A 7983-nucleotide genomic window follows, 5' to 3' on the forward strand; every position below is an offset into this window, starting at 1 on the left:
TTACGGAGCGTGCCCTTGGTCCGCCAGACCGCCTCGCTGATTTTTCTGGAAATCCTGGGCGGCCTGATTCTGTTGGTGCTGGTCGCGGCTGCGTTGCTGGCATTCCGGTTGTCGTCCGGGCCGATGGACCTCTCGATCTTCCGCGACGATCTCGAAAACGCGATGACCGAGGCCCGCGACGGCCGGCCGGTGCGCCTTGGCGGCGTCCAACTCGAGTGGTCCGCCGAAGACCGGCGCCTGCATATATCCGGCTCCCGGCTCGAACTGCTCGACGCGGGCGGCAATGTGAGCGCGCTGGCCGACCATGCCAATATCGTCCTGTCGGGATCTTCTCTTGTCCTCGGTCAGATCGAAGTCCTGCGGCTGGACCTGTCGGACGGCTGGGTCAATGTCGACCAGATCAGCCCCACCAAATGGGTGGTTGGCGGCGAACCCTTGCCGGAGATTCCGGAAGGCGTGATGCCGCAGACGCCGCAGGAATGGCTGCAGCGTGCCAATGAAGTCCTGCCCCCGGTGCTGCAGGCGCTGGAAGATGCCGAGGACCAGTTCTCGATCGAGCATCTGGGATTTGAGAATTTCGAGTTCCGCGTTCGCAATGCGGTTGCCGAACCCATCATGGATGTCGCCGATGCGAGCGGCAGCCTGTCCAGGGCGGAGGACGGCCTGATCCTGTCGCTGGCGGGCAGCGGCGCGGGCGTCGGCCTGCCGGGCGGCATTGCGGCGACCCTTAAGTCCAGCCGCCCCGAGTCGCGCCTTCATGCTGAATTCGCCGTGGCGAACTGGCCGCTCGCGGACCTCGCCTCACGCTTTGGTGCCAAGGCCGACGCGTTTGCGGGCCTGCCCGCCGACGCGGACGTGGCCATCGACCTGCAAAAGCAATCCGGCATCGAACAGATCGTCGTCCACGCGACATCCGGTGAAGGCCGTGCCCCGTTCGCCGGCGGTATCGATGTCACCAATCTGGACGTGACCGCCACCTATCTCGCCAAGGATGACGACCTGCGGATCGACGTGACCAGCGACAAGGCGGGCCCGGCCAGCGGTGAAGCGACCATCATCCTGCGCGATATCCTGGACGCGCCGCCGGAACAGTCCTTCGAGCTGACATCCAATAACCTGACGCTGGACCTTGTCCCGACATTTGAAACGCCGCTTGAGCTGACCGGCGTGACGGCGGCAGGCAAGGTCTCGATCCGGGACAAGCAACTGCAGGATATCGACCTTCATTTCGAACATGGCGGCGCGGGATTCCACATTACCGGCAGCATCGGCGCGACGCCTGACCGGCAGGAGGGCGAACCGCCGGTACTAGCCAGCCTTGACCTGAAGACGACGGGCGATGTGCCGAAGGAAACGGTCTTCAGCCTTTGGCCCGCAACGCTCGGCGCGCCGGCCCGCGAGTTCGCCAAGGAGAATGTCGACGTCACCACGATCCGCAACATCGTGGCCCATCTCGATCTGGAGCGCGACAGCTTTCCGGAAGGCTTCATGCGTGACGACGATCTGGAGCTGACCTTCGATGTCGAAGGTGCGTCCGTGAAGTTCATGCCGGACCTGCCGCCGGTCGAACAAGGGAGCGGCTCCGGACGGCTCACGGGCCAGTCCTTCCGCGCGACGCTCGATTCCGCTGAGTATGGCGGCTGGCAGCTCGACGAAGGCTCTTTCGAAATTCCCGAATTCAAGAAGCGCAGGGATCCCTTCCGAGTCTTTGCGCGCGGCCACGGCCCGGCCACCAACATTATGAAGGTGCTTGCCGAGTCCCGTCTCAAGGTGACGTTCGATCCGGCGCGGCTTTCCGGCATGGCCGACATGACGTTTGAACTGTTCCGTCCGCCGGTGCCGGACGCGACGCCCGAAGAGACGACCTTCACGGCCATCGGCACACTGAAGGATGGCGGCCTCAAGGAGGCTGCGCTCGGCTTCGACCTGACGAACGGGTCGGCCAATATCAATGTCACGCAGGACGGGATTACCGTATCCGGTTTTGGCGACCTTGGTCCGTCGCCGGTCCAGTTCACATGGCGCGACGACTTCAACGATGGCGACAAGCCCTCGCTCCTGTCCGCAACCAGTGTCGTCACGCCCGACTTTCTCAATGAGTTCGGCATGACGGGCCGGGCCTATCTCAGCGGTGAAATCCCGATCGAGGTTCAGGCGGAGATCGGCGCAGAGAATCTGACCGTTGCGAATGCCGCGCTCGACCTCACCGACTCCCGGCTCGACCTCTCCGAAATCGGCTGGATCAAGGGTAAGGGCAAGCCGGCCAAGGCGTCGGTGCGCTATTCCGGCCGCGATGTCGGCTATGACGCCTCGGTCGAATTCCGCGCCGACGATGCCTACCTCGATGGCGACTTCACCATCGGCCAGGATTCCAAGCTCGTCGCGGCGACGCTGCGCCGGGCCTATCTGAAGAACAAGGCCGATGTCGGCGGCACGATCACGCGCGACCGCGGCGTTATCCGTGTCGCGCTCGAGGGCAGCTATCTCGATGTCTCCGGCATGTTGCCCGGCGTCGGCGCGATCGGCGGCGCGGATGCCGGTGGCAGCAAGACCCCGCTCGCGATCAGTGCCTCCGTGGATGCCCTGACGCTTCGCCCCGGCCTCGACATGCGCCAGGCGAAACTGTCGATGCTGTCGGGCGACAAGGGCGTGCAATCGCTGGAGGCGTCCGGCCTAGCCGATGACGGCTCCGAACTCGAGGCGGCGTTCGATGCGACCGGCGCAGAAGGCGCAACGCTGCGCGTGGCAAGCGGCAATGCCGGCTTCATCGCCAGCGCGTTCCTCGGCCTCGACTTCATCGAAGGCGGGCGGCTGGAGCTCGACGGCCTGCTGCCAGCCGGTAACAAGCCCTCGAAATTCAACATCGTCGTGACCAATGCGCGGATGCGCAATGCGCCCTTCCTGACGCAGATCCTGTCGCTCGCATCCCTGCGCGGCCTCGCGGATACGCTGAGTGGCGAGGGCGTCCTGCTCTCGCGCATCGACGTTCCGCTGACCGTCGCGGGCGACCGCTATGTGGTGACCGGCGGCAAGGCGCAGGGGCCGGCGCTGGGCCTTACCGCAAACGGCTTTGTCGAACCGAAAGAGGGCAACATCCAGTTCGATGGCGTGCTGGTGCCGAGCTTCGGCATGAACTCCGCCCTCGGAACAATCCCGATCATTGGCGACCTCGTCGTCGGCCGGGACGGCGAAGGCGTGTTCTCGCTGACCTATGGCATCCGTGGCACGATGGAGAAGGCGAACGTGTCGGTGAACCCGCTCTCGGCGCTTGCGCCGGGCGTGATCCGCCGCATCTTCGAGAACCCGTCCGACACCAAGATTCCGGAGGCGCGCCCACGTCCGCCGGAAGAGCCGATCCCTTCGGAACTGCCCCCGATTCCGGAAGAGGAATTCTAGACCGGCCTCAGGCGGGCTTCACCAGCGCGTGACGCTTCTTGCCGGCCGACAGCTTGATCGCACCGTCGACCAGGTCTGCCTCCGACAGGGCCGCGTTCTGGTCGGTCACCGTCACATCGTTCACCTTTGCTGCGCCCTGCTTGATCAGGCGGCGTGCCTCGCCATTGCTTTCGGAGAGGCCCGCAGCCGTAAAGGCGGCAGCGACGAGATAATTGTCGAACAGCTCCGCAGACGGAATTTCCACCGTCGGCAGCGCATCGGCCGTGCCGCCACCGGCGAACACGGCGGCGGCCGCGGCTTCCGATTCCTTCGCCGCGGCCTCACCGTGCAGCATCGCCGTCGCGGCATTCGCCAGCGCGATTTTTGCCGAGTTGATCTCGGCCCCTTCGAGGCTTTCGAGCCGGGCGATCTCGTCCAGCGGCAGCTCGGTGAAGATGCGCAGGAAGCGTCCGACATCGGCGTCTTCGCAGTTGCGCCAGAACTGCCAGTATTCGTAGGGGCTCTTGCGGTCGGCGTTCAGCCACACGGCGCCGTCGGCGGTCTTGCCCATCTTGCCGCCGGATGCCGTTGTGATGAGGTGCGCCGTCAGGCCGTAGACTTCACCGCCATCGGCCTTGTGAACCAGGTCCACGCCGCCGACGATATTGCCCCACTGGTCCGACCCGCCGAGCTGCAGGCGGCAGTTCTGCCGGCGGTACAGTTCGAGGAAGTCATAGGACTGCATCAGCAGGTAGTTGAATTCGAGGAAGGTGTAGGGCTGCTCATTGGCGAGGCGGCGGGCGACCGTGTCCTGTTTCACCATCGTGTTGATGGTGAAGTGCACGCCCACTTCGCGCAGCAGTTCGATGTAGCCGAGCTTGCCCAGCCAGTCGTCATTGTTGACCATGACGGCGTCGGTCGGGCCGTCGCCGAAGGTCAGGAAGGGTTCGAAGACTCTTTTGATGCTGTCGATGTTCGCCCTGATCTGCTCGTCGGTGAGCAGGGGGCGGGATTTTTCCTTGTCGGTCGGATCGCCCACTTTCGTGGTGCCGCCGCCCATCAGCACGATCGGCTTGCCGCCGGCCTTCTGGAGGTGGCGCAGCATCATGATCTGCAACAGGGAGCCGACATGAAGGCTGTCCGCCGTCGCGTCGAAGCCGATATACGCAACCGGAACGCCCGCCGAGCAATAGGCGTCAAGCTCGGCCGGGTGAGTGACCTGCTTGATGAAGCCGCGCGCCTGCAGCGTCTTCAGGAATTCCGACTTGTAATCGCTCATCTTCTCGTGTCTCCGTGAAGGCAGCCGCGCCTAGCACGGAAAGACAGGGCATTGAACACTGCGATTTCAGATTCGGAACCAAAATGGGCTGCCGGCTTCATGTCCGGCACCTCTCTGGACGCCGTCGATGCGGCCCTGATCCTGACCGATGGCATCGACGTGCTGGAATTCGGCCCGGTTGCTGAGCGCAAATATACGGCGGAAGAACGGAAGATCCTGCAGGTTGCGACGGACGCCGCTCGCGCCTGGAACTGGACCGGCCCTCCGCCGGAAGACGCCTTCGAAGAAGCCCGCAAGGTCATCACCTGGACCCATGCCTCGGCCTGGGGCCAGCTGCTCTCGGGCTGGCTGGGGCCGGATCCGGCGCTGGTTGGCGTGCACGGCCAGACCGTGCTGCACCGCCGGCCGGTGCCCGGCTGCCCCGGCGCCACGCTGCAGCTGATCGATGCCGCGGCCATGCGCGAAGTGCTGGAGGTGCCGCTCGCCTATGATTTCCGCTCCGCCGATGTCGCGGCGGGCGGGCAGGGCGCGCCTCTGGCCCCGGCTTACCATGCGGCCTTGCTGGAGCATCTCGGCGAAGGCGCCGCCTGCATGCTGAACCTCGGCGGCGTCGCCAACATCACGGCGAAACTCTCCGACGGCACCCTCTTCGCCTTCGATACCGGACCCGCCAATGGCCCCATCGACGAATGGGTGGAGCGGCATGGCCACGGCACGCATGATGCCGGCGGCGGCCTCGCGCTTGCCGGCAAGGCGGATGAAGACCTGCTCGCGCGCCTCCTGCAGCGCGACTGGTTCCGCGAACCCGCTCCGAAGTCTCTCGACCGCTACGATTTCACTGCCGCCATGGTGGAGGGCATGTCGCTGGAGGATGGCGCGGCGACCCTGACGGAGTTTTCCGCCCGCGCTGTCGCAATGGGCGTGGCCCTGTTGCCGGAAGTGCCCTCGCAGGTCATCGCCTGTGGCGGCGGACGGCACAACCCGGCGCTGATGGATGCGCTGGCGCGCGCGCTGCCATGCCCCGTCTACAGTGCCGAAGGCGCGGGCCTGCGCGGCGACAGTATTGAAGCCGAAGCCTTCGCCTTCCTCGCCGCCCGCACCGCGCGCGGCCTGCCGATCAGCTGGCCCGGCACGACGGGCGTGCCGGAGCCGATGACCGGCGGCGTGCTGTTGGCTTAGTCGCCTTCAGCCTCGATGCGCAGCTTGTCTTCGGCGTCGGCCAGGCGGCGCAGCAGGTATTGCTCGCAGGCCTGGATCAGCTGGTCGCGGCGGTCGACATAGAAATGGTTGGCGCCCTTGATGGTGGCGCGATCGATTTCTTCGCCCTTCTGCACGCGCACCTTGGTCAGCGCCCGCTCGACATCGTCCGGCGAAGAGACCGAATCCGCATCGCCCGACACGATCAGGCCGGAGGCCGGGCAAGGCGCGAGGAAGGAGAGGTCGTAATGGTTCGCAGGCGGCGAAATGGCGAGGAAGCCGTCGATCTCCGGGCGGCGCATCAGCAGCTGAAGCGTGATCCAGGCGCCAAAGGAATAACCGGCACACCAGACGTAACGCGGGCTCTCGGACAGGTTCTCGATATAGTCGAGGACGTAGGCGGCATCTTCCAGCTCGCCGATGCCCTGGTCGTACTGGCCCTGGCTGCGGCCGACGCCGCGCGAATTGTAGCGCAGCACGCCGAAGCCGTGCTTCTCGAACATCTGGTACAGGCTGATCGTGATCGGATCCTGCATCGTGCCGCCCGCCTTTGGGTGCGGATGAAGGATCAGCGCGATCGGAGCGCCCTCAAACGGCGGCTCGGTATAGCGCGCTTCGATACGTCCCTGCGGGCCCGGAATGATCAGTTCGGCCATGTTTTCCTCGGCAATTCGGTCTGGAAGGGGGGCGTCATAGTCCATTCGGGCTGCAAAAAGCAAATTATTCTGCATGCCAATGGCCCGCCTCGCGGGCTATACCCGGCCGATGATCTATGCCGACCACAACGCCACCAGTCCGCTGCGCCCGGAAGCCCGCGCCGCGATGGAGGCTGTGTTCGATCTGGGGCCGGTCAATCCGTCTTCGGTCCACTCGGCCGGTCGCAAGGCGCGTTCTGTTGTGGAGACAGCACGTTCGGCCCTCGGCGGCGCCATCGGCAGCCGCGCCGAAGACATCGTGTTCACCTCCGGCGGCACGGAAGCGGACGCCCTCGCCGTGCATGGCGCCGTGGCGGGACTTGGCGGCAAGTGCACGCTCATCGTTTCCGCACTGGAACATGAGGCCGTGGGCCGGGCGGCGGCGCATTCCGGTGTGCCGGTGGAAACGGCCTATGTGACACCGGACGGGTTTGTTGACCTCGAAGACCTTGGCAGGCGCCTGAAAACCTGGGACCACGCCCTGAAAGGCACACCGGTCCTCTGCCTGATGCTGGCGAACAATGAGACCGGCATTCTCCAGCCCGTCGCCGAAGCCGCCGCGCTGGTGCGCGAGGCGGGCGGGCTCACCCTCTGCGATGCCATTCAGGGTCTCGGCAAAGTGCCGGTGAATGTGGGCCTTCTGGGCGTCGACTATCTCGCCGTCAGCGCCCACAAGATCGGCGGGCCGCAGGGCGCAGGCGCCCTCTGGCGCCGCGCCGGCGCGCCGCTGAAAGCCGTCCAGTATGGCGGCGGGCAGGAGCGGGGCCTCCGCTCAGGCACAGAGAATGTCGCCGCCATCGCCGGATTTGGCGCCGCTGTGGAGGCGGCCATGCGCGACCTTCCCAAATATGAAGGCCTCGCAAAGCACCGCGACGCCATGGAGACCCGCCTCGAAGCCGAAGGCGGTGTCATCGTCACCGGCAAGGGCTCCCCCCGCCTTGCTGGCGTCTCCAATTTCGCAAAGCCCGGTTTCCCGGCTGAAACGCAGGTGATGGCCATGGATCTCGCCGGCGTCTGCGTCTCGGCAGGCTCGGCCTGCTCGTCCGGAAAGGTGAAGCGCAGCCTTGTTCTCATGGCGATGGGCGCAGGCGATGCCCTTGCAGAATCAGCAATACGCACCAGCTTTGGATGGAGTACACTGCCGTCGGACTTTGACGGCGTCGCCGATGCATGGCTGAAGGCGGCCGAGCGCATCATCGCGAAGGAAGCAAGCGTGTGATACGTTCGAGAAAGTGGGCACTCTTGACCTGGTTGGTGTCGGGTCTTGGGATAACGTTGCTACTAGAGGTCATGTTTGACTACAGCCTTCTGGTTTCGGCGCTAATAGCTTTTGGGTTTGGACTCATTCCGGTGGTGCCGGACCTGCTTAAAAAGAAAGGCTAGACATGGACTGCTGCGGCGGAACCGACGAACACGAAGACGATTGCGCTGAAGTGA

5 protein-coding genes are annotated in these 7983 nt (G+C 65.1%); 3 read left to right on the forward strand and 2 right to left on the reverse strand.

What is annotated here, in order from left to right:
- The first annotated feature begins 15 nt into the window (after positions 1-15).
- Entirely contained in the window at positions 16-3396 is a 3381-nt protein-coding gene (locus tag R3C13_RS12665) for an AsmA-like C-terminal domain-containing protein (protein ID WP_371311194.1), read from the forward strand.
- Positions 3397-3403: 7 nt separating this feature from the next.
- Here R3C13_RS12665 and tyrS read toward each other — a convergent pair whose 3' ends face one another.
- Positions 3404-4654 carry a tyrosine--tRNA ligase gene (tyrS, locus tag R3C13_RS12670; protein WP_371311195.1) on the reverse strand — a complete coding sequence of 417 codons (1251 nt, stop codon included), beginning with the start codon at positions 4652-4654 and terminating at the stop codon, positions 3404-3406.
- Positions 4655-4705: 51 nt separating this feature from the next.
- Between tyrS and R3C13_RS12675 the strand changes: the two genes are divergently transcribed.
- A complete protein-coding gene (locus tag R3C13_RS12675; RefSeq protein WP_371311196.1) occupies positions 4706-5833 on the forward strand; it encodes an anhydro-N-acetylmuramic acid kinase in 1128 nt (375 codons plus the stop codon).
- On the opposite strand, the gene R3C13_RS12680 is transcribed toward R3C13_RS12675, so the two are convergent.
- Positions 5830-6507, reverse strand: a complete 678-nt coding sequence (locus R3C13_RS12680; protein WP_371311200.1) for an alpha/beta hydrolase — start codon at positions 6505-6507, stop codon at positions 5830-5832. The genes R3C13_RS12675 and R3C13_RS12680 overlap by 4 nt on opposite strands.
- 73 nt (positions 6508-6580) lie before the next feature.
- Between R3C13_RS12680 and R3C13_RS12685 the strand changes: the two genes are divergently transcribed.
- On the forward strand, positions 6581-7765 hold the full coding sequence (locus R3C13_RS12685; RefSeq protein WP_371311197.1) for a cysteine desulfurase family protein: 1185 nt from the start codon (positions 6581-6583) through the stop codon (positions 7763-7765).
- Positions 7766-7983 lie beyond the last annotated feature (218 nt).

Origin of the sequence: Hyphomonas sp. (genome assembly GCF_041398385.1) — a bacterium.
Lineage (GTDB): Bacteria > Pseudomonadota > Alphaproteobacteria > Caulobacterales > Hyphomonadaceae > Hyphomonas.

What these genes read in the sequence shown, in the direction of transcription:
- tyrS (WP_371311195.1), bottom strand. Translation starts at nt 4,654, where the DNA reads ATGAGCGATTACAAGTCGGAATTCCTGAAGACGCTGCAGGCGCGCGGC.
- R3C13_RS12680 (WP_371311200.1), bottom strand. Translation starts at nt 6,507, where the DNA reads ATGGCCGAACTGATCATTCCGGGCCCGCAGGGACGTATCGAAGCGCGC.
- R3C13_RS12685 (WP_371311197.1), top strand. Translation starts at nt 6,581, where the DNA reads ATGCCAATGGCCCGCCTCGCGGGCTATACCCGGCCGATGATCTATGCC.